This window comes from Microbacterium trichothecenolyticum (assembly GCF_041938625.1).
GTDB lineage: Bacteria > Actinomycetota > Actinomycetes > Actinomycetales > Microbacteriaceae > Microbacterium > Microbacterium trichothecenolyticum_D.
In genome coordinates, this window is record NZ_CP169427.1 from 2,851,508 (window position 1) to 2,876,134 (window position 24,627).

Annotated in this window: 21 protein-coding genes and 1 tRNA gene; 8 read left to right on the forward strand and 14 right to left on the reverse strand. The window is 71.0% G+C overall.

Annotated elements, in window-relative coordinates:
- Positions 1–2 precede the first annotated feature (2 nt).
- Positions 3–638, reverse strand: coding sequence for a 50S ribosomal protein L25/general stress protein Ctc (locus ACEYYH_RS13330; RefSeq protein WP_374974845.1), 636 nt, complete (start codon positions 636–638; stop codon positions 3–5).
- Between the two features lie 280 nt (positions 639–918).
- Here ACEYYH_RS13330 and ACEYYH_RS13335 point away from each other — a divergent pair, with 280 nt between their 5' ends.
- Positions 919–1,041, forward strand: a complete 123-nt coding sequence (locus ACEYYH_RS13335; RefSeq protein WP_262927523.1) for a hypothetical protein — start codon at positions 919–921, stop codon at positions 1,039–1,041.
- 24 nt (positions 1,042–1,065) lie between these two features.
- Here ACEYYH_RS13335 and ACEYYH_RS13340 read toward each other — a convergent pair whose 3' ends face one another.
- Complete coding sequence (locus ACEYYH_RS13340; protein ID WP_374974846.1) at positions 1,066–1,803, reverse strand: FadR/GntR family transcriptional regulator; 738 nt, start codon at positions 1,801–1,803, stop codon at positions 1,066–1,068.
- Positions 1,804–1,953: 150 nt separating this feature from the next.
- Between ACEYYH_RS13340 and ACEYYH_RS13345 the strand changes: the two genes are divergently transcribed.
- The 3 genes from ACEYYH_RS13345 to gndA all read left to right on the forward strand — a co-directional run bounded on the left by ACEYYH_RS13345 (position 1,954) and on the right by gndA (position 5,675).
- Positions 1,954–3,357: a GntP family permease gene (locus ACEYYH_RS13345; protein ID WP_374974847.1), complete on the forward strand. Its 1,404-nt coding sequence runs from the start codon at positions 1,954–1,956 to the stop codon at positions 3,355–3,357.
- Complete coding sequence (locus ACEYYH_RS13350) at positions 3,354–3,890, forward strand: gluconokinase (RefSeq protein WP_374974848.1); 537 nt, start codon at positions 3,354–3,356, stop codon at positions 3,888–3,890. Before ACEYYH_RS13345 ends, ACEYYH_RS13350 begins: the two co-directional genes overlap by 4 nt.
- Positions 3,891–4,214: 324 nt before the next feature.
- Positions 4,215–5,675, forward strand: coding sequence for an NADP-dependent phosphogluconate dehydrogenase (gndA, locus tag ACEYYH_RS13355; protein WP_374978224.1), 1,461 nt, complete (start codon positions 4,215–4,217; stop codon positions 5,673–5,675).
- Between the two features lie 94 nt (positions 5,676–5,769).
- Here the strand turns inward: gndA and ACEYYH_RS13360 are convergent, their stop codons facing one another.
- On the reverse strand, positions 5,770–7,113 hold the full coding sequence (locus ACEYYH_RS13360) for an FAD-binding oxidoreductase (RefSeq protein ID WP_374974849.1): 1,344 nt from the start codon (positions 7,111–7,113) through the stop codon (positions 5,770–5,772).
- Positions 7,114–7,213: 100 nt separating this feature from the next.
- Between ACEYYH_RS13360 and ACEYYH_RS13365 the strand changes: the two genes are divergently transcribed.
- On the forward strand, positions 7,214–8,203 hold the full coding sequence (locus ACEYYH_RS13365) for an SDR family oxidoreductase (RefSeq protein WP_374974850.1): 990 nt from the start codon (positions 7,214–7,216) through the stop codon (positions 8,201–8,203).
- 16 nt (positions 8,204–8,219) lie between these two features.
- Here ACEYYH_RS13365 and ACEYYH_RS13370 read toward each other — a convergent pair whose 3' ends face one another.
- Together ACEYYH_RS13370 and ACEYYH_RS13375 are read right to left on the reverse strand one after the other, a co-directional pair.
- A complete protein-coding gene (locus ACEYYH_RS13370) occupies positions 8,220–8,945 on the reverse strand; it encodes an ABC transporter ATP-binding protein (protein ID WP_374978225.1) in 726 nt (241 codons plus the stop codon).
- Between the two features lie 65 nt (positions 8,946–9,010).
- The gene (locus ACEYYH_RS13375) at positions 9,011–10,486 is read right to left on the reverse strand and encodes an ABC transporter permease (RefSeq protein WP_374974851.1); all 1,476 of its coding nucleotides are present in this window, start codon (positions 10,484–10,486) and stop codon (positions 9,011–9,013) included.
- Between the two features lie 171 nt (positions 10,487–10,657).
- Here ACEYYH_RS13375 and ACEYYH_RS13380 point away from each other — a divergent pair, with 171 nt between their 5' ends.
- Positions 10,658–11,386: a response regulator transcription factor gene (locus ACEYYH_RS13380; protein ID WP_374974852.1), complete on the forward strand. Its 729-nt coding sequence runs from the start codon at positions 10,658–10,660 to the stop codon at positions 11,384–11,386.
- 239 nt (positions 11,387–11,625) lie between these two features.
- Complete coding sequence (locus tag ACEYYH_RS13385) at positions 11,626–13,023, forward strand: sensor histidine kinase (RefSeq protein WP_374978226.1); 1,398 nt, start codon at positions 11,626–11,628, stop codon at positions 13,021–13,023.
- 116 nt (positions 13,024–13,139) lie between these two features.
- Here the strand turns inward: ACEYYH_RS13385 and ACEYYH_RS13390 are convergent, their stop codons facing one another.
- The 8 genes from ACEYYH_RS13390 to ACEYYH_RS13425 form a co-directional block, all read right to left on the reverse strand.
- Positions 13,140–14,702 carry an FAD-dependent oxidoreductase gene (locus ACEYYH_RS13390; RefSeq protein ID WP_374974853.1) on the reverse strand — a complete coding sequence of 521 codons (1,563 nt, stop codon included), beginning with the start codon at positions 14,700–14,702 and terminating at the stop codon, positions 13,140–13,142.
- A 5-nt stretch (positions 14,703–14,707) separates the two neighbouring features.
- On the reverse strand, positions 14,708–15,262 hold the full coding sequence (locus ACEYYH_RS13395; RefSeq protein ID WP_374974854.1) for an MOSC domain-containing protein: 555 nt from the start codon (positions 15,260–15,262) through the stop codon (positions 14,708–14,710).
- Complete coding sequence (locus ACEYYH_RS13400; RefSeq protein ID WP_374974855.1) at positions 15,259–16,185, reverse strand: FAD:protein FMN transferase; 927 nt, start codon at positions 16,183–16,185, stop codon at positions 15,259–15,261. Before ACEYYH_RS13400 ends, ACEYYH_RS13395 begins: the two co-directional genes overlap by 4 nt.
- A 12-nt stretch (positions 16,186–16,197) precedes the next feature.
- Entirely contained in the window at positions 16,198–16,692 is a 495-nt protein-coding gene (locus ACEYYH_RS13405; RefSeq protein ID WP_374974856.1) for an FMN-binding protein, read from the reverse strand.
- A gap of 77 nt (positions 16,693–16,769) precedes the next feature.
- Positions 16,770–19,544, reverse strand: a complete 2,775-nt coding sequence (locus tag ACEYYH_RS13410; RefSeq protein WP_374974857.1) for a cation-translocating P-type ATPase — start codon at positions 19,542–19,544, stop codon at positions 16,770–16,772.
- Positions 19,545–19,599: 55 nt separating this feature from the next.
- Entirely contained in the window at positions 19,600–20,634 is a 1,035-nt protein-coding gene (locus tag ACEYYH_RS13415; RefSeq protein WP_374974858.1) for a ribose-phosphate diphosphokinase, read from the reverse strand.
- Positions 20,609–22,081: a bifunctional UDP-N-acetylglucosamine diphosphorylase/glucosamine-1-phosphate N-acetyltransferase GlmU gene (gene glmU / locus ACEYYH_RS13420; protein WP_374974859.1), complete on the reverse strand. Its 1,473-nt coding sequence runs from the start codon at positions 22,079–22,081 to the stop codon at positions 20,609–20,611. Before glmU ends, ACEYYH_RS13415 begins: the two co-directional genes overlap by 26 nt.
- A gap of 1 nt (position 22,082) precedes the next feature.
- Positions 22,083–22,154 (reverse strand) — tRNA-Gln (locus ACEYYH_RS13425).
- A gap of 99 nt (positions 22,155–22,253) precedes the next feature.
- Between ACEYYH_RS13425 and ACEYYH_RS13430 the strand changes: the two genes are divergently transcribed.
- On the forward strand, positions 22,254–22,757 hold the full coding sequence (locus ACEYYH_RS13430; RefSeq protein ID WP_363433678.1) for a MarR family winged helix-turn-helix transcriptional regulator: 504 nt from the start codon (positions 22,254–22,256) through the stop codon (positions 22,755–22,757).
- A gap of 7 nt (positions 22,758–22,764) precedes the next feature.
- Here ACEYYH_RS13430 and ACEYYH_RS13435 read toward each other — a convergent pair whose 3' ends face one another.
- Positions 22,765–24,582, reverse strand: a complete 1,818-nt coding sequence (locus tag ACEYYH_RS13435) for an ABC-F family ATP-binding cassette domain-containing protein (protein WP_374974860.1) — start codon at positions 24,580–24,582, stop codon at positions 22,765–22,767.
- Between the last annotated feature and the right edge of the window lie 45 nt (positions 24,583–24,627).

The following is a 24,627-nucleotide window of genomic DNA, read 5'->3' on the forward strand; positions in this document are numbered from 1 at the left end:
GATTACTCGGCGGCGGCCTCCGCGGCCTCCTCCGACTGCTCGGCGGCGATCTCGGCGTCGGCCTCGGCGATCTCCTCCTCTGCGGCGATCGCCGCAGCGGGGACGGCGATGGCGACGACGAGCAGCTCGGGCTCGGCGGCCAGCGTCGCGCCCTTCGGGAGCTTGAGCTCGGCGGCGGTGATGTGGGTGCCCTCCTCGAGGCCCTCGACGTCGACCTCGATGTGCTCGGGGATGTGGGTGGCCTCGACCTCGAGCGCAACCGACGTGGCATCGAGGTTGACGATGGTGCCGGCGACGGGCTCGCCCAGGACGACGACGGGGACGTCGACCTGGATCTTCTCGCCCTTCTTCACCACGAGGAGGTCGATGTGCTCGATGATCTGGTGCACCGGGTCCTTCTGGACGTCCTTGACGAGCGTGAGCTGCGAGGTGCCGTCGAGGTCGAGCTCGAGCACCGCGTTGGCGCGGCGGATGAGGAGTGAGACCTGGTGGCCGGGCAGGGCGACGTGCACCGGGTCGGTGCCGTGGCCGTAGATGACGGCGGGGATCTTGCCGGCGGCGCGGAGGCGGCGGGCGAAGCCCTTGCCGAAGTTCTCGCGGACCTCGGCCTGGACCTTGGTGTCGGGCTCGGTCGACATGGTGTTCTCCTTGCGGGCACGGGGCCCTTGTCTGCGGCGGCGCGAAGCCGTTCCGAATCGGCCTGCGCGGTGGCGGGCCCGGGTATTGGGGATGTCTTCGACTCGAACGCGCACGCGTGAGGAAAGCCCGGGGGCCGGCATCACCGCGTCGATCACGGATGCCGCAGCTCGCCGAGACCGACGGGCGCGAGGCATCCCTCGCCGAAGTTCGGACAAGAGTCTACCAGCGCCCCCGCTACGATGAGGAACGCACCTGCTTCCCGCTCCCACGGAGGACCCCATGGACTACGGCTTCGCTAGCCACGCTCTTCTCTGGCTCATCGGCGCCATGGCCGCCGTCGGCGCCCTGGGCACGGTGCTCGCGTTCTGGAGCCTCGGCCGCCAGGGCTACCGCAAGGACTGAGAGCCCCCGCCCGGGTCTGGAGCGCTACCGCTCCCCCGGCACCTCGGCGAGGTCCTCTCCGACGGCCTCATCCATCGCGGCATCGGATTCGCTGACGATCCGCGTCATCGCCTCGAACGCCGCATCCGCTTCCCCGCTCGCGACCGCGAACGCGACATCGCGATGCCAGCGCACCGCGTCGGGGTTCGCCTCATGCGGCATGAGCGCGTGGCGCGTACGACCCTCGAGCACCGCCTGGACGACTCCGCCCAGCACCCCGAGCATCGGGTTTCCGGACGCGCTGAGCAGCGTGCGGTGGAACCGCACGTCGGCGTCGAGGTACTCGGCCTCCGCCGCCTGCTGGTCGTGACGCGCCATGCCCAGCGCGGCGGCCACGAGCGCCTGGCGCTGGGCATCGGTCGCGTTGGCCGCCGCCAGACGGGCAGCGAGCGGCTCGACCGCGCCACGCAGCTCGCTCAACTCATGCAGCTGCCGAGCGCGCCCGGGCCCGTCGAGCCGCCACGCGATGATCTCGGGGGCGTAGACGTTCCAGTGCTCCACCGGCAGCACCTCGATACCCGCCTTGCGTCGCACCTGCACCAACCCGAGTGATTCGAGGACTCTCACCGCTTCGCGCGCCGCGGAGCGGGAGGCACCCGAGGCTTCGGCCAGCTCGGTGGTCAGCAGGCGCGATCCGGCGGGATGCTCGCCGTGCACGATCGCGGCGCCGAGCCGCTCGACGAGGGCGTCGTGAACAGGGCTGCCGTGCGGCGTGTCGGCCATGGTCCGATTGTGCCGCACCGCACCCGTTTCATCCGACATTCACGCACCAGTCAGTTTTTAAGTCGTACATATTGACAGTCAACGGTGATCACGTCAGACTAAACAGCATCCTCGGGTCAAAGACTGACCCCGTTTCGATCAAGGACGCTCATGGATATCACCGGACTTCTCTCGCTCCCGGCGGCCCCCGCCGCCGAAGTGACACCCGTCGGCCCGCCGTGGCAGCTGCTCACCGCCGCCGTCATCGGCATAGCGATCATCGTGGTGCTGATCACCTGGCTGAAGGTGCACCCCTTCCTGGCCCTGATGATGGGTGCCATCGCGACCGGCATCATCGCCGGCTTCGAGCCCGGCAAGACGATCGTCAGCTTCACAACGGGCTTCGGCGCGACGATGGGCGGCGTCGGCATCCTCATCGCCCTGGGCGCGATCTACGGCAAGCTGCTGGCGGACTCCGGCGGCGCCGACCGCATCGTCGACACCCTCGTCGCCCGCGCCACGCCCCGCACCCTCCCCTGGATCATGGGCTTCATCGGCGCGATCATCGGCCTGCCGATGTTCTTCGAGGTCGGCCTCGTCCTGCTCGTGCCGGTCATCATCCTGGTCGCACGCCGCTCGGGCCTGCCGCTGATGAAGATCGCGATCCCCACGCTCGCGGGTCTGTCCGCGATGCACGGGCTCGTGCCGCCGCATCCCGGTCCGCTCGCGGCGATCGACATCCTGGGCGCCAACCTCGGCCTCACCCTCGCGCTCGGCGTGCTGGTCGCCATCCCCGCCGTGATCGTCGCGGGTCCCCTGTTCTCGGGTCTCGCCGCGCGGTGGGTGCGCGTTCCCGTGCCCGACCTGTTCGTCACCGCCGAGGACGAGGGCGAGCAGCAGACGCGGCGTCCGTCGTTCGCCGCCACGCTCGTGAGCATCCTCCTGCCGGTCGTGCTCATGCTCGCCCGCGCGATCGCCGACATCGTCGCCCCGGGCTCGACCGCACCCGCCAAGGCCGTCATCGACTTCCTCGGCACGCCCGCGATCGCCCTCCTCATCGCCGTGATCGTCGGCTTCTTCGTGCTCGGCGGCGGCGCCGGGTTCGACCGCGCCGAGATCGCGAAGTCGGTGGGTTCGTCGCTCGGCCCGATCGCCGGCATCCTGCTCATCGTCGGCGCGGGCGGCGGGTTCAAGCAGGTGCTCGTCGACACCGGCATCGGCGACGTGATCGCGAACCTCATCGCCGAGTCGGGACTGTCGATCCTCTTCCTCGCATGGCTGGTCGCTGCCGTCATCCGCGTCGCGACCGGCTCCGCCACCGTCGCGACGATCACCGCGGCCGGCATCCTGCAGCCTCTCACCGAGGGCCTCGACCCGGCGATGTCGGCACTGCTGGTACTCGCGATCGGCTCGGGATCGGTCTTCCTCTCCCATGTCAACGACGCGGGCTTCTGGCTCATCAAGGAGTACTTCGGTCTCAGCATCCCTCAGACGCTCAAGAGCTGGACGGTTCTCGAGTGCCTCATCTCGGTGGTCGGCCTGATCGGCGTGCTCATCATCGGAGTGTTCGTATGAGCCGGCAGAACGGGACACGGATGCTGTCGACCCCGCCGATCCTGGTGCTGATGGGCCCGTCCGGCACCGGCAAGTCCACCGTGGGGGCCATGCTCTCCGGCCGGCTGGGGTGGCCGTTCCAGGAGGGCGACGACCTCCACCCGGCCGCCAACGTCGACAAGATGCGGCGCGGTCACGCGCTGACCGACGAAGACCGGATCCCGTGGCTCGAGCTCGTCGCGGCGTGGATCGACGAGCGCCGCGCGGCGGGCGAGCCTGGGATCGTCACCTGCTCGGCACTCAAACGCAGCTATCGCGACATCCTCCGCCGCGACAACGTCACGTTCGTCAACTTCACGGGAGACGCCGCGGTCGTGCGCGACCGCATGATGCGGCGACAGGGGCACTTCATGCCCCCTGCGCTGCTCGACTCGCAGTTCGCCACGCTCGAGGCGCCCGGGCCCGACGAGCAGGCGATCGACGTCGACATCGCGCTGGCCCCCGAGGACCAGGCGGCGCTCGTCGCGTCGGCACTGCGCCTCGAAGGTTCGTGACGCTCGGCCGAGACCGACAACCCTCCCGGGCTAGGCTCGTCACGTCAGCCGCGAGCCGCGACACCCGGACCCGCTCACAACCGACCGCAGCGCCGCGTGAGCACTCGGCCATGCCGTGTAACACGGACGCGCCAGACTTTAGGCTGAAAAGACGACTTAACCCCAGGAGTGCGTGTGTCTTCCCACAATCCTTCAGCGACGGGCAACCCGAGCCAGACCAAGATCTCGACGGATCAGGACCAGGCGCCTGACGAGGCGACGCAGGCGCACGAGGCCGCACCGGCACCCGAGGACGTCGCCCGTCCGACCCCGGAGCCCGAGGGCCTGGAGGGCGTCGCCGCCGTCGCGACGGCGAACATCGGCGTGGTGGGCCTTGCGGTGATGGGATCGAACCTCGCCCGCAACCTCGCCTCGCGTGAGGGTAACACCGTCGCGGTGTACAACCGCAGCCGCTCCAAGACCGACGAGCTGACCGCCGCGCACCCGGAGGCCGAGTTCGTGCCGGCGTTCTCGTACGAGGAGTTCGCCGCGTCGCTGCAGAAGCCGCGCGCCGCGATCATCATGGTCAAGGCCGGCCGCCCCACCGACGCCGTCATCGACTCGCTGGTCGAGGTGTTCGAGCCGGGCGACATCATCGTCGACGGCGGCAACGCGCTGTTCACCGACACCATCCGCCGCGAGAAGGCCGTCCGCGAGACCGGCATCAACTTCGTCGGCGCCGGCATCTCCGGCGGCGAGGAGGGCGCGCTCAACGGCCCCTCGATCATGCCCGGCGGCTCTGACGAGTCGTGGGTCACCCTCGGCCCGATCCTCAAGTCCATCGCCGCGGTCGCCGAGGGCGAGCCGTGCGTCACGCACGTCGGCCACGACGGCGCCGGCCACTTCGTGAAGATGGTGCACAACGGCATCGAGTACGCCGACATGCAGCTCATCGCCGAGGCGTACGACCTGATCCGCCGCGGCACCGGCAAGAGCCCGGCCGAGATCGCCGAGGTCTTCGCCGAGTGGAACGGCGGCGAGCTCGAGTCGTACCTCATCGAGATCACCGCCGAGGTGCTCCGCCAGGTCGACGCCGCCACCGGGCAGCCGCTCGTGGACGTCATCCTCGACCAGGCCGGCGCCAAGGGCACCGGCGCCTGGACCGTGCAGACCGCGCTGTCGCTCGGTGTGCCCGTCTCGGGCATCGCCGAGGCCACCTTCGCCCGTTCGCTGTCGTCGCACCCCGAGCAGCGCGAGGTCTCGCGCGACCTCCCCGGCCCCGAGGAGGGCCTGAAGGTCGACGACGCCGACGCGTTCATCGAGGACGTGCGCCTGGCCCTCTACGCGTCGAAGATCGTCGCGTACTCGCAGGGCTTCGACGAGATCCGCGCCGGCGCCGCCGAGTACGACTGGACCATCGACCTCGGCGCCGTGTCGAAGATCTGGCGTGCCGGCTGCATCATCCGCGCCCAGTTCCTCAACCGCATCGCCGACGCCTACGACGCCCAGCCCGAGCTGCCCGTGCTGCTCACCGCGCCGTACTTCGTCGAGGCCCTCGGCCGCGCCCAGGGCGCGTGGCGCCGGATCGTGTCGGCCGCCGCGGGCGCCGGCATCCCCGCCCCCGCGTTCTCGTCGTCGCTGTCGTACTACGACGGCCTGCGTGCCGAGCGCCTGCCCGCCGCCCTCATCCAGGGCCAGCGCGACTTCTTCGGCGCCCACACGTACAAGCGCATCGACAAGGACGGCACCTTCCACACCCTGTGGTCGGGCGACCGCACCGAGATCGAAGCCGAAGACACCCACTGACGTTTCGAGCGAGCGTCTGAGGGCGGATCCCCATCACGGGGATCCGCCCTCGGCGTCTCAGCCCACGTCGTTGTCCCGCGGGATCGGCTCGGGATCAGCCGGCGTGGCCGTCCGGACCGGGCTTGACGTTGTGGTTGCGGCAGAACACGTTGCCGGGGTCCCACTCGCGCTTGACGGCCGCGAGGCGGGCCATGGTCGCCGGCGGGTACATCCGCTCGGCGAACGACGCCTCGGTCGAGACGGTGAAGTTGCCGTACACGCCCGAGCCCTTCGCCTCGATGGCATCCCACTCTTCGACGACCTGCGCCCGCATCGCGTCATCGAGCATGCCCGGGACGTCGAACGCGCCGGCCATCGCGAACCACGTCGCGTCGCGCGCGGGGAACGCCGAGTCCTCCTGCGAGACGTCGCCGTACGCCCCGCCCAGTGAGCGCAGGAAGGCGACGGATGCCGGGTGCTGCTCGCGGAACGACACGAGCCGCTCGATCGCGTCGTCATCGAGCACCGGCAGCAGCGTGTTGCCGCCGATGAACCCGGGCATCGGCTGCTCGGGGTCGAACTCGGGGGCTTCGAGCAGCACGTCGGGGTATTCCTGCACTCCGAACTCCCGTTCGGTGATCCCGGGTGCGCCCGCCAGCGGCGCCAGTGCGCGCCGCGCCGCGTCTTCGTCGGTGCCGATCCAGACCGCCGTGATCGAGGCGCCCGCCGGCGCGTTCGGGTCCATCGGGGGCACGTCCATGTACGTGATGGTGAGGTCGCGCGGAGCATCGGCCATCATCTCGCGCAGCACGTGGATGATCGGGCGGGCGTCACCGTCGACCCCGTACACCGCGTGCACAACGCCGTCGAGCCGATGGGCCTCGAAGTCGAACCGGGTCACGACGCCGAAGTTTCCGCCGCCGCCGCGGAGGGCCCACAGCAGCTCTGGGTGCGAGGCGTCCGTCGCCTCCACCACGTCGCCGCGCGCCGTGACGAGCTGCGCGCCCACGAGCTGGTCGGACGCGAGGCCCCACGCGCGCACCATCCAGCCGATGCCGCCGCCCAGGGTGAGGCCGCCGACGCCGACCGACGCGGTGTCGCCCGAGCTGATGCCCAGCCCGCGCTCGGCGAGGGCGTGGGCGACCGAGCCCCAGTGCGCGCCCCCGCCGACGCGCACCCGCGTGCCCTCGACCTCGATGTCGTCGAGGGCGGAGATGTCAAGCGTGAGGCCGCCGGGCACGCCGCCCCAGGCGCTGTGGCCACCGCAGCGGATCATGATATCGAGCCTCTCGGCCGAGGCATAGCGGAGTGCGCCGCGCACGTCGTCGACGGTGGCGGCGCGGATAACGGCGGCGGGCGAGCCGATGCCGGAGTGGAAGCGGCGGGCGGATTCCCATTCGGAATCGCCCGGACGGATGACGGTGCCGACGGAACCGGCGCTGAGGTCGTCGTTGCTCATGACGGCCACGCTAGGGGGCATCGCCGACATCGGCCAGGGTCCCCCGCCGTCAGCGACGCCACGCCGCGGCACGCCGGCGGACGGGCGTAGGCTCGCGAGGGTGACGAGCATCCTCTACATCGGCGGTACCGGAACCATCAGCGCGGCGTGCGTACGCCGCTCCGTCGCACGGGGGCACGACGTCGCGGTCCTGAACCGCGGCAGCGCCCGGCGCCCGCTCCCGCCGGAGGTGGAGCTCATCGAGGCCGACATCCGCGACCCCGCTGCCGTCGGGGCCGCGATCGGCGACCGTCGGTTCGACGTGGTCGCGGAGTTCCTCGCTTTCACGCCCGAGCACGTCGCGAGCGACCTCGATCTCTTCGAAGGCCGCACCGGCCAGTACGTCTTCATCAGCTCGGCGTCGGCGTACGAGAAGCCGCCGCGCCGCCTTCCCGTGACGGAGTCCACGCCCCTGCGCAACCCGTTCTGGCAGTACTCGCGCGACAAGATCGCCTGCGAAGACGTGCTTGTCGCCGCCCACCGCGAACGCGGTCTGCCGGTCACGATCATCCGTCCGTCGCACACCTACGACGAACGGCTGCTGCCCACCATGGGCCACTGGAACGACATCGCCCGCATGCGCGCGGGGCGCCCGGTGATCGTCCACGGCGATGGCACGAGCCTGTGGACGATCACGCACGCCGACGACTTCGCGGTCGCCTTCACGGGTCTGCTGGGCAACCCGGCCGCGATCGGCGAAGCCTTCACGATCACCGGTACGCACGCGCCCACGTGGAATCAGATCTACGGCTGGCTGGCCGACGCCGCGGGCGTCGCCTCCCCCGACTTGGTGCACGTGGCGTCCGACACCATCGCCGCATTCGATCCCGAGCTCGGTCCGGGCCTCATCGGCGACAAGTCCCACTCGATGGTGTTCGACGTGTCGAAGGTGACGCAGCTCGTCCCCGAGTTCCGCACCACGGTGACGTTCGACGAGGGCGCACGCCGCATCCTCGCGTATTACGACGCACACCCCGAGGCCCAGGAGATCGACGAGGGCCGCGACGCGGTGTTCGATCGCATCGCGGCCCATGCCCGCTCGGCGGGCTGATCGGCGGTGAGACCGATCAGCGCGTGATGTCGCGCACCGTGCCCTTGTCGAGGCGCAGGCGGCGGCGGGCGCGTCGCGCGACGGCCGAGTCGTGCGTCACGACGACGAGCGTGAGCCCCTCGTCGTTGAGCGCCTGGAGCACGGCAAGGATCTCGTCGCGCATGCTCTCGTCGAGGTTGCCGGTGGGCTCGTCGGCGAGGAGCACGCGCGGGCGCTTGACGATCGCGCGGGCGATCGCGACGCGCTGCTGCTGACCGCCCGACAGCTCGCCGGGACGGTGGTCGGCGCGCTCGGCGAGGCCGACGTGCGTGAGCGCCTCGGTGACGCGCGCGCTGCGTTCTTCCTTCGACAGCCCCAGCGGCTCGAGCGCCATATCGACGTTCTCGTGCGCGGTGAGCGTCGGAATGAGGTTGAAGCCCTGGAACACGAACCCGATCTCGTGCGCGCGGATGCGGCCGAGCTCACGGTTGTTCGCGGTCGCGATGTCGATCTCGCCGAGATGCACGGATCCGGTCGTGGGTCGGTCGAGCGCGCCCAGCAACTGCAGGAGCGTCGACTTGCCGCCGCCGGTCGGTCCCTGGATGGTGACGAAGTCGCCCGCGTCGACGGTGAGGTCGACCCCCGCGAGCGCCTTCACCACCCGGCCCTTCTGCGCGTAGGTGCGGGTGACGCCCTCGAGGCGGTACTGCGCCGGGGGCGCAGCATCCCCCGTCGATTGCGGCTCGGTGTCGATCATGGTCATGACGTGCTCTCCCGTCGGTGAGGTGGCTTCGGGCTCAGTGGGGGTGATGTCGGACATGAGAGGCCTCAGCCGACCGATCGGAGCGCCTCGGCGGGGCTCAGCCGAGCCGCGCGCCAGCCGCCGAACGCGCCGGCGACCAGGCCGCCGAGCACCGCGATGCCGACCGCAGCGACCACCACCCACAGGGTGATCGGGGCCGAGAGCACGATGTCGGTGCCCGCGGACGGCATGGCGTCGGCGAACGCACCGCCACCACCGCCCATCGGCCCGCCCTCGCCGGCGGGGCCGAAGGTCTGCGCCGTCGGCGCGGTCGAGATCGTCGGCGAGATGAGGTTGATCGTGAGGATGCCGCCGAGGCCGATGACGAGCCCCACCACACCGCCGATCGCGCCCTGCACGACCGACTCGCCGGCGACCTGGCCGACCACGCGGCCGTTCGACCAGCCGATGGCCTTGAGCGTGCCGAACTCACGGGTACGACGCGAGACGCCGGAGATCGTGAACAGCACCGCGAGCACCAGCGCGACGGCCAGCACGATGATCGAGAGCCACGTGCCCAGGTTGGTGATGAGCGATGAGGCGCTCGAGAGCGAGCCCGACACGCTCGAGGCGAGGTCCGCCTGCGAGCTCACCGTGGCATCGGGCAGCTCTTCCTGCAGCGCCGCCTGCACCGAGGCGATGGCGTCGGCAGACTCGGCTTGCACGTACACCGTGGAGACGACGTCGCCGGCGCCGGAGAGCTCCTGCGCGACATCCAGCGGGATGTATACATTGGAGGCCGTGTCGGCCTCGTCCGAGGTCGATGCGACGATTCCGACGACCTCGAAGTCCTGGCCGCCGACGTCGATGGTGTCGCCCACCGCGAGCTCCGCCGTCGAGGCGTAGGTCGCGTCGAGCACGGCGACGTACGCGCCCGCGTCGTTCGTCTCGAGACCTCGGCCGTCGGAGACCTCCACGGCCGACAGCGGGCCGACGGCGTCCGCCGACGGGTCGATTCCGAGAGCCGTGAACGAGTCGACGTCGAACGACCCGCCGCCGAAGCTGCCGCCTCCACCGCCCTCGCCCTGCTGCGGGGGCTGGCCCTGCGCGGTGCCGGAGTCGGTCGAGTCGTCCGGACGCTGCGGCAGCTCCCCGGAGAACGTGGAGTTCGTCAGGCTCAGCGCGCCGGATGCGGCCGAGACGCCCTCTACTCCGGCGACCGTGTCGACGGTCGCCGCGTCGAGCGTGCCGCGCATGAAGTCGGTCATGAGCCGCGACTGGCTCAGCTCGGTCGTGCCGTCGTCATTCGTCGATCCGCCGTCCTCGCCGAAGTCGAAGCGCGCGCCGCCGCCCTGGCCGGGTTCCGCCTGTGCCCCGGTGACCGTGAGGTCGGTGCCGACTCCGTACACGGACTCCAGCGCCTTCGCCTGCGCGGCGCTCACACCGGCGGCGAGGGAGTTCACGATCATCACGAGCGCGATCGCGATCGCGAGGCCGGCGGCCACGATGATCGTCTGCTTCTTGCGGCCGGCCAGCTCCCGCCGCAGATAGGTCATGTACATGGATCTCCTCTTGGCGGGCGAGTGCCGCCGTCGACAGGACGCTACGGACCGGCGTGATGCGCATCTCCAGCGCCGGCTATGAGTCGCTTATGACCGCGAGAAGGGCGACTCACAGCCGGCGCATAGCGGGCTCCATAGGAATCGCATAGGAAGGGCCTCACAATGGGACGCATGACCAACCCCGCCCCGGCCCTCCTGCGTCCCGACGGCTCGAACCTCCGCGTCCTCGTGGTCGACGACGAGCAGATGCTCACCGACCTGCTGTCGATGGCGCTGCGCATGGAGGGATGGGAGGTGCGCACCGCGGGCTCCGGCTTCGAGGCGCTCCAGTCGGCGCGCGAGTTCGAGCCCGACGCCATGGTGCTCGACATCATGATGCCCGACCTGGACGGCATGGCCGTGCTGCAGCGGCTGCGGCAGTCCGGCGACGATGTGCCGGTGCTGTTCCTCACCGCGAAGGACGCCGTGACCGACCGGGTCGCGGGGCTGACCGCCGGCGGCGATGACTACGTCACCAAGCCCTTCAGCCTCGAAGAGGTCGTGGCGCGGCTTCGCGGGCTCATGCGCCGCGCCGGCACCGCGCACGCCGCGGGGGCCGAGCCGATCCTCCGCGTCGGCGACCTCACCCTCAACGAGGACAGCCACGAGGTCGAGCGCGCGGGCGCCGAGATCGAGCTGACCGCCACCGAGTTCGAGCTGCTCCGCTACCTCATGCGCAACCAGCGCCGCGTGGTCTCGAAGGCGCAGATCCTCGACCGCGTCTGGAACTACGACTTCGGCGGCCGCTCGAGCGTCGTCGAGCTCTACATCTCGTATCTCCGCAAGAAGATCGACGCCGGCAACGATCCCCTCATCCACACCGTGCGCGGCGTCGGGTACATGATCAAGGCGCCGCAGTGACGTCCGACGGGAAGAAACCCACGACGGGGACGGGAACGGATGCCTCGGCCGGCGCGACCGCGCCGGTCGAGGCAGAGCCCGCGCGCCCCGACCCCGCAGAGAGCGCGCCCGCGCCGTCTGGCGAGGGCGCGGGGACGGTGTCCGCCGCCGAGGACCCGCACGAAACGCTCCCCCGCCGCGCGCCGTGGACGCTGCAGCGCCGGCTCATCGTGACGGTCGTGAGCATCACGTCGCTGATCATGGTGCTCGTCGGCGTCGCGACCAGCGCCATCCTGGGCACCGTCCTCGAAGACGGACTCGCGAGGGACCTGAAGTCGCAGGTCGCGCGGACGGCGAACGGCGTGCACAGCTACGTCATGGCCGGCATGACGGCGGAGGAGATCCTCGCCGAGCAGCCGCTGCCCCCGGGCACGCTGCTGGTGGTGGAGACGTCGCCGGAACCGCCCTCCGCCGCGTACATCGACGACGACAGCTCCGTGGTCGCCCTCACCGACGCCCAGATCGAGCAGCTCATCGAGAGCATCCCCGAGGAGGGTCCGCTCGTGGTGACGGTGGACGGCGTCGGCACGTTCCGGGTCGAGGGCGAACGCGTCGGTCCGTCGTCCATCGTCGTGGTGGGCCTCTCGCGCGACGACGTGGCATCGACGATCGGACGGATGCTGACGACCATCGGTCTCCTCACGGCGGGCGGTCTGCTCCTCCTCGCCGTCGCCACCGCGTGGACGATCCGCAGGGGCCTCGCCCCCCTGCGCGCGGTCGCCGACACCGCGGCGCGCGTGTCGGCGCTGCAGCTCGACCAGGGCGAGGTGTCGATCTCCGAGCGCGTCCCCGCGCGCGAGGCCGATCCGCGCACGGAGGTCGGCCGCGTGGGCGCCGCCCTCAACACGCTGCTCGACCATGTGGACGAGTCGCTCTCCGCGCGCCAGCGCAACGAGGAGCGCATGCGCAGCTTCGTCGCCGACGCCAGCCACGAGCTGAGAACGCCGCTCGCGTCGATCCGCGGGTACTCCGAGCTGTCGCTCACGGCGCTCAGCCGCGGTCAGAGCACGGCCCTGGAGACGACCGAGGCGTCGCTGGAGCGCATCCAGGCGCAGTCGCTGCGCATGACCTCGCTCGTCGAGGACCTCCTGCTGCTCGCGCGCCTCGACGAAGGCCAGGAGCTCGTCTACGGCACCGTCGACCTCACGCGTCTCGCGATCGACGCCGTCGGCGATGTCACGCCGACCGGACCCGACCACGAGTGGGTGCTCGAGGTGGGCGACGAGCCCGTCCTCATCGCCGGCGACACCGGGCGCCTGCACCAGGTCGCGGCGAACCTGCTCGCGAACGCCCGCACGCACACGCCGGCCGGTACGACGGTGACCGTCAGCGTCTCGCGCAACGGCAGCGATGCCATCCTCCGCGTGCACGACGACGGCCCCGGCGTCGATCCGTCCCTCAAGGGCGAGCTGTTCGAGCGCTTCTCCCGCGCCGACCGCTCGCGTGCCCGTCAGACCGGCGGCACCGGCCTCGGCCTCTCGATCGCCCGGGCCATCGTGGATGCCCACGGCGGCAGCATCCGTGTCACCAGCGAACCCGGCGACACGACCTTCGAGGTGCGCCTCCCAGCTCGGCCCGCGGACCCGGTGGCCTCCTGACGAGGCCCGCTCCCCGCGAAGGTGCAGCTGGTCGCCGAGAGGTAGGGAACCAACCGCCCTCTCGTCCGCCAGCTGCACTCTCGCGGGATTCCGACGCCGGCTGAGCGAGTGCCGGGTCAGTAGCCGCTGAAGGCGTCGGTCGTGATCGAGCGGGCCTTCTCGAGCGCGGGGGCGAGCTCGGCGATCAGACCCGCCGGGCCGGAGATGTACGCGTGGCGCGAGGCGATGTCGGGGACCATGCGCACGAGGCCGTCGGCGTCGAGGCGCACGCCCTGCGCCCACACCCAGTGGGCGGGGAGGTCGGCGGGCCGGTCGCGCGTGAAGACGACGACGCGGGCACCGGATGCCTCGATCTCGTCGCGGTACGCCAGCTCCGAGGAGTCCGACGCGACGTAGACCAGGACCACGTCGCGGTCGACGCCCTTCGCGGTCGCCTGGCCGAGCTGTGACACGAACGGCGTCACGCCGATGCCGGCCGCGACCATCAGGATCGGTGCCGCGTCGCGCTTGGGAAGCAGGAAATCGCCCCACACGCCGGTGATCGCGAGCTCGTCGCCCGGCTCCACCAGTGCGAGGGCCTTCTTGTACGAGCTCAGTGCCTGCGGAGTCTTTCCCTCCTTGAAGGCCACCTTCACGAACGGCAGGTCGGCGGGCGCCGACGCGATGCTGAACTCGCGGCGTGTGCCGCGCGCGTCAGGGTGGCGGTGGGGCACCTCGAGCTCGAGGTACTGGCCGGGCAGGAACGCGAGCCGGTCGTGCACGCGGAAGGTGAGCTCCTGGACGGTCGGAGTCGGCTCGGAGCGCGCGACCAGCGTGAGCCGCACCGCGGTGCGGACGGCGAATGCGAAGGCGACCAGGTTGCCGATGAGGAGCGCGCGCTCCTGCCCGAGGGTGATGTCGCCGATCGCGATCGGCCACCCCGCCAGCACGCCCACGACGCCCGCGACCACGAACTGCTGCCACCGGCGCGGCGGGAGAGTCAGGGGCTCGGAGAGCATGAACGCCCCGAGGAAGAGGAATGGCGACGACCAGAGCACCGGCCACAGGAGGTCGAGCGCCTCGATCTCGAGGCCCGCCTCCTGGTACTGCACCGAGGTGCGGACGACGGCGACCGCCACCGCGACCACGAGGAACACCAGGATCACCCGCACCTTCTCTGTGCGCACGAGCACGGCGAGGCCCAGCAGGATCACCGGCGCCGCGAGCGCGGGGGTGCCCACCCACCACGACGACGAACCGAGGTCGGGCCACGCGAGGCTGAGCAGGGTCAGGACCGTCGCGCCGACCGCCGCGGGGTTGAAGATGTGACGCCCGCGCCACGCCAGCACGTACTTCGACAGCGAGGCGACGGCGGCGGCGATCGCGATCCCGACGAGGGGAACCAGCTCGTACGTCGGCCGGAGCACGAACAGCAGGATGTGCGCCGTGATGAGCGAGGATTCGAGGCGCCAGGGAAGGTTCAGCACGCGCTGGGCGGCAGCATCCACCCCCACGCACACGGCCGAGAGCACGAGGAGCGTCGCGATCAGCTGCAACGGGTCCGGCCCGACGAGTCCGAAGAACGACAGCAGCACCGCCACGACGGCGAGCGCGGCGAGCGCGAAATAGGCGAGACGGTACATCGACATGCGGCCGAGCACCGCGAAGACGCGGTTCCAGAGGGCGGTGAGCGATCCCATGCGCGTCACACCGGCTGGAGGGGCTCGAAGCGACCCGCAGGCGGGAGGACACGGATGCTGTCGCCCGGGCGGACGACTCCACCCGTGAGCACGACGGACATGACGCCTGCCAGGCGCACGGTGGCGCCCCTGTCGTCGACGTGGACCAGTTCTTTCATGAGCCCTTCCGAGAGTCCGTTGATCTGCGCGCAGGGGTTGCGGAGCCCGGTGATCTCGATCACCGCGTCCTCGCCGAGCTCGATCCGTGTGCCGCGTGCGAGGTCGAGCAGATCGATGCCGGCCGTCGTGATGTTCTCTCCCAGCGCGCCCGGTGTCACCACGTGCCCGCGCGCCGCCACCTCGGCGAACAGCTCCGCGTGGATGAGGTGCACCTGCCGGAGGTTGGGCGTCGTCGGGTCCCGCCTGATGCGCGAGAGGTGCTGCACGGTGACGCCGGCGTGGCTGTCGCCCTCGACGCCGATCCCGGCGATCAGGGTGATGCTGTCGCGCGCCGGTTTGCTGAAGCGATGCGCGTCGTCGCGGGAGACGCCGACGACGTGTCCGGGGAGGGGCTCGGTCACCGTTCTAGGCTATTCGGTCGCGAAACCGGCGCGGTTCCGGGTCCGGCGGTCGTTCGCACGAACAGGTCGGCGCGGCAGCCGCGCGACCACTCGACGCGGCCGTCCGTGGTCATGCGCACCCACTCCACGCCCCAGTCGTGGGCGAGGCGCGGGCCGCCGTCGAAGAACAGGGCGGTCGCGATCGCGTCGGCCGTCATCGCGTCCGGCGCCATCGCCCACGTCGCGGCGATCGTCCTGACAGGCTGCCCGGTGCGCGCGTCGAGCACGTGATGCAGCGTCGCGCCCGCCGCCGACGGCCACGCGCGCCGGTTGATCGCCGACGCGCAGAGCGCCGCATCCGTCACCTCCCAGACGCCGACCGCGCGGTGCGAATCGAACGGATGCTCCAGCCCGATGCGCTGCGGACGCCCTCGCACGGCGAGGTCGCCGCCGGCGTCGACGGTGAGGTCCCCCGACTCGGTGAACGACAGGATGCCGAGCACGAGGTCGACCAGACGGCCCTTGCCGAGTGCGCCGACGTCGACCATCGCGGGTTCGGTGAGCGCGAGGCGTCCGCCCTGCCAGGTGAGCCGCTCGCGCCAATCGACGGGGGCGGCGACCGGGTCGGCGTCGTGGAACGAGTACCTCGCGTCATAGCCGAGCGCGTCGAGCGAGGCGCCGACGAGCGGGTTCACCGCTCCCCCGGTCGCGTCCGACACCCCGGCGAGGGCGTCGAGCATGGGTACGGCGTCCTCGGGGGCCGGGATCGATCCCCCGGTGCGCGCCAGAGCTGTCACGTCGGAGTCGTCACGGAACCGCGACCACGCCCGGTCGAACGCGTCGATCCTCGCCGTCACCTCGCGCCGCACCGCCCCGGGCACCGGTCGTTCGGTGACGATCTCCCACGTCGTGCCGATGGCGTCGAAGCGCCACGACGCCGGCACCGGGGTCACAGGCTAGCTCGCCGCTTCGGACTTGATCGCCTGAATGGCCTCGTTGAAGCCGTTGCTGGTGAGCGAGGACCCGGCGACCCGGCTGACCTGAATGTCGTCGATGTCCTCCCCGACGACGACGTCCGCGATGCCGCCGATGAACTGCCCCTGGTACTGCTCCGACTCGCGCTTCTGCGGGTCGCCGGTCACCTCGACGGCGGTGATGACGTCGTTCTCGAGGGTCACGGTGACGCTGATGGTCTCGACCGACTCGGGCGTCGCATACGAGCCCTCGGCCGTGTAGGTGCCGTCGGCGTACGAGCCGGTGCCGGTGTCGGTGCCCGTCGAGCCGGTGTCGGTCGAGCCCGTGTCGCTCGACGACGATCCGGTGTCCGTCGTGGTCGGCTCCTCGGCCTCGGAGGCGGTGGGCGCGCAGCCGGCGAGAAGGGCGATGCCGGCGACGGCGGTCAGGGCCGCGCCGGCGCGGACGGGGCGGGAAGCGAGTGCGGTGCGGATCATGATGGTCCTCCTGGCTCGGGTCGGGCTCGTGGGCGTCGACGCGGATTCTGCGTCGGATCGGATCCTTTCAAGCCCGCCTATGAGCCGCCTTTGAGCGACGCCGCAGAGCGCGATGAGACCCGCCGCGCACGAAGCACCGCCTTCAGCACCTCCACGGCGAGGAAGATGCCGATCGACACCACGATCGGGAGGATCCAGGATGCCGCGGACAGCGGTCGCGACTCGAACAGCACGTTCATGAACGGCACGTAGGTGTAGATCAGCTGCAGCACCACGAGCGCGATCGCCGACCACCACACCACGCGGTTGCCCCGCAGCACGTCGATCGTCAGGCTCGAGCGGGTCAGGAACCGGCAGTTGAAGAGGAACGCGAGCTGCCCGAACGCGAGCATGAGAACCGCCTCGGTGCGCGCCACCTCGATGTCGGCCCCGGTCGCCGCCACACCGTAGAAGACCCCCATCGCCGCGCCGCCGATGAGCAGCGAGACGATGAGGATGAAGCCGAGCTCGCCGCGGTTGATGATCGGCCCGCCGGTCGCGCGAGGCGGACGCCCCATGATGCCGCGCTCGGCGGGCTCGTACGCGAGGGCGAGCGAGAGCGTGACGGCGGTGACCATGTTCACCCACAGGACCTGCACGCTGGTGAGCGGCAGCGCCAGGCCGAACACGACCGCGACCAGGATCACGAGGGACTGCGCGCCGTTCGTCGGCAGCAGGAAGACGATCGACTTGCGCAGGTTGTCGTAGATGCGCCGGCCCTCGGCGATCGCGCTGCGGATCGTCGCGAAGTTGTCGTCGGCGAGCACGAACTCCGCCGCTTCCTTCGTCGCCTCCGTGCCCTTGATGCCCATCGCGATGCCGACGTCGGCGCGGGTGAGAGCCGGGGCGTCGTTGACGCCGTCCCCGGTCATCGCGACGACCTCACCGTGCGACTGCAGCGCGCGCACGATGCGGATCTTGTGCTCGGGGCTGGTGCGCGCGTACACGTCGACGTCGCGCACCACCTCGCGCAGCTGCTCCTGGCTGAGCGCCTCGAGCTCGGCACCCGTGAGCACCTCGGCGTCGGCGCCCGCGAGCCCCATCTCGTGGGCGATCGCCAGGGCGGTGCCGGCATGGTCGCCGGTGATCATCTTCACGCGGATGCCGGCGGTGTGGCAGTCGGCGATGGCCTCGATCGCCTCGGGCCGAGGCGGATCCACGATCCCCCACAGGCCGATGAACTCGAGGTCGACCACATCGTCGAGTGCGAACTCCTCGGTCGTCGGACGCACCGGCTTGCGCGCCGCCGCCAGGACCCGCAGGCCCTGTCCGCTGAGCGCGGCGACGGCCGCGTCCCAGCGGGCGAGGTCGAGCGGCTCCGACCCGTCGGCGCCGCGCTGCGTCAGCGAACGCTCGAGCAGGCGATCCGGAGCACCTTTGACGAGGATCGCCCGGGACACCTCGCCGGCCTCTCCCCCGGAGCGCGCGCCCTCGTTGAGCGTCGCCATGAGCTTGTTGGCGGAGTCGAAGGGGATGACGGCGACCCGGCGCCCGCCGGCGCTGCCGACCCCGCCCTTGATCGCGACGGCCTTGAGGGCCCCCTCGGTGGGCTCCCCGACGAGGCTCCACGTGCCGTCGTCGCCCTGCACGATGTGCGCGTCGTTGCACAGCGTCGCGATCGCGAGGATGGCGGCCAGATCGCCCCGGGGCGCAGCATCCGTCTCCACACCGCCTACCGGCACGATCGCGCCCTCCGGTGCGTAGCCGAGCCCGGTGACGTCGTAGGTCGCGAGCGGGGTGACGATGTGGCGCACCGTCATCTCGTTGCGGGTGAGCGTGCCCGTCTTGTCGGAGCACACCGTCGTGACCGAGCCCAGGGCCTCGACCGCGGGGAGCTTGCGCGTGATCGCGTTGTGGCGGGCCATCTGCTGCACGCCGATGGCGAGCGTGATCGTCACGAGTGCCGGCAGCCCCTCGGGGATCGCGGCGACGGCGAAGCCGATGGCGGCCGAGATCAGCTCGTCGAACGGCATCCCGTGCAGGAAGCGGCCGATCATCAGCATGATCGCGGCCATGCCGAGGATCACGACGGTGAGCACGCGGCCGAAGCCGTCGAGCTGGCGGGTGAGCGGCGTGGCCAGCGCGTCGGCCTCGTCGGCGAGGCTCTGGATGCGACCGAGCTCGGTCGTCGGCCCGGTCGCGGTGACGACGCCCCGGCCCTGCCCGGCGCTCACGATCGTGCCCGAGAACGCCATCGATCCGCGGTCGCCCACGCCCGCTTCTACGGCGACCGGATCGGTCGTCTTGGAAGACGGCACCGATTCCCCGGTGAGCGCGGCCTCGTCGATGCGCAACTGGTGCGCCTGCAGCAGTCGCAGGTCGGCCGGGACCTTGTCACCGGGCATGAGCCGCACCACATCGCCGGGTACGAGATCGGCGGCCGGCACCGTGACCCAGCCGCCGTCGCGCCGCGCGCTGGCGTCGGCCGACAGCATCCCGCGGATCCCCGCGAGCGCCTTCTCGGCCCGCCCCTCCTGCACGTAGCCGATGACCGCGTTGATGATGGCGACCACCATGATCACCCAGAAGTCGAGCCAGTCGCCCATGAGCGCCTTGATGACGGCGGCGCCCAGCAGGATGTAGATCAGGGTGTCGTTGAAGTGCGCCAGGAACCGCAGCCAGCCCGGCTTCCGCGCGGGTTCGGGCAGCCGGTTCGGGCCGGCGAGCTCGAGCCGTTCCACCGCCTCAGCGGTGCGCAGACCCCCGGCGTCCGCCTCGAGGTGCGCCAGCACGTCGTCGGCGGGGATCGCCCAGGGGCGCGCGACCGTCAGCCGCGCCTCGGTCAACGGTGCGGAGTCCAGCGGCTGCGACATCTTGCTCAGTCCTTCCGTCGCCGCCGCGGACCGGTGCATCGACCCGCTGCCGGCGTCAGGCTGCCCCGTCGAACATGCTGGTGACGGAGCCGTCCTCGAACACTTCGTGGATCGCACGTGCGAGCAGGGGTGCGATAGGCAGAATCGTAAGCGTCGAGAAGCGCTTCTCGGCGGGGATCGGCACCGTGTCGGTCACGACGACCTCGTCGACCGCCGGGCTCTGCAGGCGCTGGGCCGCAGGATCGCTGAAGATCGCGTGGGTCGCCGCGACGATGACCTTGACGGCGCCGTTCGCCTTGAGCGCCTCGGCGGCCTTGACGATGGTGCCACCCGTGTCGATCATGTCGTCGACCAGGAGGCAGACACGCCCGTCGACGGCGCCGACGATCTCGTTGACGGTGACCTGGTTCGCGACGTTCGGGTCGCGCCGCTTGTGGATGATCGCGAGCGGCGCACCCAGGCTGTCGGACCACTGGTCGGCGACGCGCACACGGCCGGTGTCGGGCGAGACGACGGTGAGGCGCTCACGATCCTCGGCGCTGAGCGTGTTCTCGAAGTACTCGAGCAGCACCGGCTTGGCGAAGAGGTGGTCGACGGGGCCGTCGAAGAAGCCCTGGATCTGCGCGGCGTGCAGGTCGACGCTCATGACGCGGTCCGCACCCGCGGTCTTGAAGAGGTCGGCGACGAGGCGGGCGCTGATCGGCTCGCGGCCGCGTCCCTTCTTGTCTTGCCGGGAGTACGGGAAGTACGGAGCGACGACGGTGATCCTCTTGGCCGACGCGCGCTTGGCGGCGTCGAGCATGATGAGGGTCTCCATCATCCACTCGTTGACCGGCGGGCCGAAGCTCTGGATGAGGAACAGGTCGCAGCCGCGGATCGAGACCTCGAAACGCGTCAGGATCTCGCCCGACGCGAACGTGCGGTACTCGGTCGGCACGAGCTCCGTGCTCAGCTGCGCAGCGACCTCGGCCGCGAGCTCGGGATGCGAGCTTCCTCGTGCGACCACGAGGCGCTTCTTCGTCTTTGCGACGAGTCCCGGGGCGATGTCGTTCGCCCGGTCGAGCTCAACGGTCTTCTTCTTGCGCGCCATCGTCCGCCTTCTGTGCGCTGCGGGCCCTGGCGGCGACATCCGCCGCTCCGGTACCCGGCCTGTTCTTCTCGACCCACCCCTCGACGTTGCGCTGAGGGGCGACGCTGAGAGCGAGGGCACCGGCGGGCACATCCTTGCGGATGACCGCCCCGGCCCCGGTCTTCGCGCCGTCTCCGATCCTAACGGGCGCCACGAAGACGTTGTGCGAGCCGGAGTGCACCTCGTCGCCGATCTCGGTGCGATGCTTCGCCAGGTCGTCGTAGTTCGCGGTGATCGCGCCGGCGCCGAGGTTGACGTGCTTGCCGATCGTGGTGTCGCCGATGTACGACAGGTGCGGCACCTTGCTGGCCTCGCCGATCGTCGAGTTCTTGGTCTCGACGAAGGTGCCGATCTTGCCCTTGTCGCCGAGGTACGTGCCCGGCCGCAGGTACGCGAAGGGACCCACGGTGGCCTTCGCGCCGATCACGGCGAGCGTCGCGTCGGTGCGGGTGACGGTGGCGTCCTCCCCCACTTCGCAAGTGACGAGGCTCGTGTCGGGGCCGACGACCGCACCGCGTGCGATGACGGTCGCGCGCAGGATGTGCGTGTTCGGCAGTACCGTGACGTCGGGCGCGAGCTTCGCGTCGACGTCGATCCACGTCGTCGCGGGGTCGATGACCGTGACACCCTCGAGCTGCCAGCGCCGCACGGTGCGCGCGTTGAGCACGCGAGCCGCCTCGGCGAGCTGCACGCGGTCGTTGACGCCGAGGGCGGCGGCGGCATCCGGAGCCGTCTGCGCCGCTACGAGGAGGCCGTCGCCGCGCAGCAGCGCGACGACGTCCGTCAGATACTTCTCGCCCTGCGCGTTCGCGGTGCCGACGAGCGCCAGCTCGGCGCGCAGCGCCTGGATCTGGAAGACGTACACCCCCGCGTTGATCTCGGTGACGGAGGCCTCGTCCGCGGTGGCGTCCTTCTGCTCGACGATGCGCGACACGGCGCCGTCGGCGTCGCGGATCACGCGGCCGTAGCCTGTGGCGTCGTCGAGCGCCGCGCTGAGCACGGTCGCGGCCACGGCGCGGTCGCGGTGCGTCCGCACGAGCGCCGCCAGGGTGTCAGCCTCGAGGAGCGGCACGTCGCCGCTCAGCACCAGCACGTCGCCCGCGAAGTCGCCGAGGGCGTCGAGCGCCACCTCCACCGCGCGGCCGGTGCCGGGGATCTCGTCCTGGTCGACGACGACCACGCCCGGCACGGCCTCCACCACCGCGTCGGCGACGAGGTCGCGCTCGTGGCGGACGACCACGACGACGCGCTCGGGCTGGAGCGCGATCGCGGTGTCGAGCACGTGCCCGACGAGCGGGCGCCCGCCGATGCGGTGCAGCACCTTGGGCACCGAGGACTTCATGCGGGTGCCCTGCCCTGCGGCCAGGACGATGACGGCCAGTGCGCTGTCGCGGGTCGTGTCGGTCATGCTCCGCCGCCAGGACTCGAACCTAGACCTCACAGCTCCAAAGGCTGTCGTGCTGCCATTACACCACGGCGGACCGCGGCGCTCCCGGGTGCCGGGCGCGCCCGTCAAGTCTGCCAGATGCCCCGTGCGCGCCTGTCCGCGTGCGGGATCATCCGCTCGGGATAATGGGGGCATGACGGCGCAGAGCGACGAGGTGGACCGCATCGTCGAGGCGTGGACCACCCAGCGCCCCGACCTCGACTTCTCACCCCTCGGCGTGCTGTCGCGCGTGGACCGGCTGTCGCGGCACCTCGACCGGGCCCGCCGCGACGCGTTCAAGCGCAGCGAGCTCGAGCCGTGGGAGTGGGATGTGCTGTCGGCGCTGCGTCGGGCGGGCGAACCGTTCCAACTGAGCCCGAAGCAGCTGCTGCAGCAGACCCTTGTCTCGAGCGGCACGATGACGAACCGCATCGACCGGCTCGTCGGCCGCCGACTGGTGCGCCGGGAATCCGATCCGGACGACGGCCGCAGCATCCTGGTCACCCTCACCGACGAGGGGAAGATCCGGGTGGATGCCGCGATCACGCGTCTCGTCGACGCCGAGGCGCTCCTGCTCGAGGGACTGTCGCGCGGCGACCGCGACCGGCTCGCCGCCCTGCTGCGCAAGCTCAGCCTCGGCTTCGACGCCGCCGACTGATCCCGGGTCAGCCGATCTGCTCGGTGAGCTCGAACCAGCGCTCCTCGACGCCGTCGCGCTCCTTCTCGAGCTCGCCGATGCGGGCCATCTCGGCGCCGAGGCCGACGTAGTCCGACTGGTCGTGGTCGGCGAGCGCCGTCTTCGCGGCGCCGATCTGGGTCTCGAGCTTCTCGAGGCGGCGCTCCAGCGACGCGACCTCCTTCTGCGCGGCGCGCAGCTCCTGCCCCGAGAGGGACGGCGTGGTGGAGGGAACGGATGCTGCGGCCGCAGCATCGGTCGCCTTCGACGTCGTCGTGGGCCCAGCCGACTTCTCGCGCTCGCGCAGGCGCAGGTACTCGTCGACGCCGCCGGGGAGGTGGCGAAGGTGGCCACCGAGGATCGCGTACTGCTGGTCCGTCACGCGCTCTATGAAGTACCGGTCGTGCGACACGACGAGGAGGGTGCCGGGCCACGAGTCGAGGAGGTCCTCGATCGCGGCGAGCATGTCGGTGTCGAGGTCGTTCGTCGGCTCGTCGAGGATGAGCACGTTGGGCTGCTCGAGGAGGATGAGCAGCAGCTGCAGGCGGCGCTTCTGGCCACCCGAGAGGTCCTTGACGGGCGTCGAGAGCTGCGCGCTCTGGAACCCCATGCTCTCCAGCAGCTGACCGGGGGTGAGCTCCTGCGCCTTGGAGCCGCTGCCGAACGTGTAGGTCGTCCGCAGCCGCGAGATGACGACGCGCACCGGGTCGCCGAGGTGCTCCTCGAGCTCGTCGAGGCGCTGCGTGAGCGTGGCGACCTTGACGGTCTTGCCGCGCTTCACGCGTCCGCCGGTGGGCTCGACGTCGCCCGCGACGAGGCCGAGCAGGGTCGACTTGCCGGCGCCGTTGACGCCGAGGATGCCGGTGCGCTCGCCCGGCGCGATGCGCCATTCCACGGGATGCAGCACCTCGCGCCCGTCGTACGACACCGACGCGTCGAGCAGGTCGACGACGTCCTTGCCCAGGCGCGAGACCGCGAGCGAGCGCAGCTCGGTGGCGTTGCGGATCTCGGGCACGTCGGCGATGAGGACGTTCGCGGCGTCGATGCGGAACTTCGGCTTCGACGTGCGCGCGGGCGCACCGCGGCGCAGCCACGCGAGCTCCTTGCGGGCGAGGTTCTGACGGCGCTGCTCGATGACGGCCGTCTGCCGGTCGCGCTCGACGCGCTGCAGGATGTACGCCGCGTAGCCGCCCTCGAACGGCTCGACGATGCGGTCGTGCACCTCCCACGTGGTGTTGCACACCTCGTCGAGGAACCACCGGTCGTGCGTGACGACGAGGAGCCCGCCCTGGTTCGCCGGCCACCGGCGCTTGATGTGCTCGGCGAGCCACGCGATCGCCTCGACGTCGAGGTGGTTCGTGGGCTCGTCGAGGAAGAGCACATCGTGATCGCCCACGAGCAGGGCCGCGAGCGACACCCGTCGGCGCTGGCCGCCGGAAAGACCTGCGACGGGACCGTCCCACGCGAGGTCGCCGAGGAGGCCCGCGATCACGTCGCGCGTGCGCGCGTCGCCCGCCCACTCGTGATCGGGACGGTCGCCCACGACGGCTGCACGGATCGTGAGGGCGTCGTCGAGGGTGTCGGCCTGGTCGAGCACGCCGACCCGCACGCCGCCGCGGACGGTGACACGCCCGCCGTCGGGCTGGAGCCTGCCGGCGAGCATCGCCAGCAGGCTCGACTTGCCGTCGCCGTTGCGACCGACGACGCCGATGCGGTCGCCCTCGTCGATGCCGAGCGACACCCGGTCGAAGACGACCTTGGTCGGGAACTCCAGGTGCAGGGCCTCGGCCCCCAGAAGATGTGCCATGTCCCCTCAAGGCTAGGCGACCGGCCAGGACCGCTCCTGACGATT